Consider the following 681-nt stretch of genomic DNA (forward strand, 5'->3'; position numbering starts at 1 on the left):
GCAGAACAAGAATTTTTTAAGCAAGAAGAAATGAATGATGTGTGGAAGGTTGTATTAGAACTACCTAAAAAGCACCGTGAAATAATTATATTGGACGCAAAATATGAATTATCTTATGAAGAAATGGCTGAAACATTAGGAGTATCCATTGGAACTGTAAAATCGAGATTAAGTAGAGCGAGAAGTAAGGTTTCAAAATTAATAGGGGAGGGTAGTAGTGATGAACAATAAACAAAATCCTGACTGGTATAGAAAAATAAAAAAAGGGCCAATGGAGAATCGTAAAGATGAAGAAGAATTTATTTCTAAAATAAAGCAGTCTATATATGAAAATAATGAAGTGGATTTTGTAAAACATAAAAGACCATTTCGTAAAAAAGCATTACCTATTGTAGTTGTTTTGGTTTGTACAATGTTATTTTTCATTGTTCAACAACCTTGGCTTGATGATAATAAATCACCGGTACAAAGTAGTACTCAAATTAAGCCTAAAACAAAAGATGAGTCTGCTCAAGATCCATCATTAAAACAATTTATGAATGAACTATATCAAAGTACGAACTCAAAAAATGAAAATGACTTGTACAAAGCGTTAAATGATGAAGTTCTATTTAAAGGGAAGAGTTATAAGAAGGATGAACTGAAGTTTGATGAAGATATTTTTCATGAGTTGCAAGTCGC

1 protein-coding gene and 1 pseudogene are annotated in these 681 nt (G+C 30.7%); both read left to right on the forward strand.

Annotation, left to right across the window (positions count from 1 at the left end):
* Window positions 1–231 (forward strand): RNA polymerase sigma factor (locus DOS87_RS13555; RefSeq protein WP_141534669.1); only part of this gene is annotated, 231 nt, incomplete at its 5' end.
* Window positions 221–681, forward strand: a pseudogene (locus tag DOS87_RS13560) (SH3 domain-containing protein); the annotation flags it as partial. The gene DOS87_RS13555 and the pseudogene DOS87_RS13560, both read left to right, overlap by 11 nt.

This window comes from Bacillus sp. CR71, assembly GCF_003429245.1.
In the GTDB taxonomy this organism is placed as follows: Bacteria; Bacillota; Bacilli; order Bacillales; family Bacillaceae_G; genus Bacillus_A; species Bacillus_A thuringiensis_S.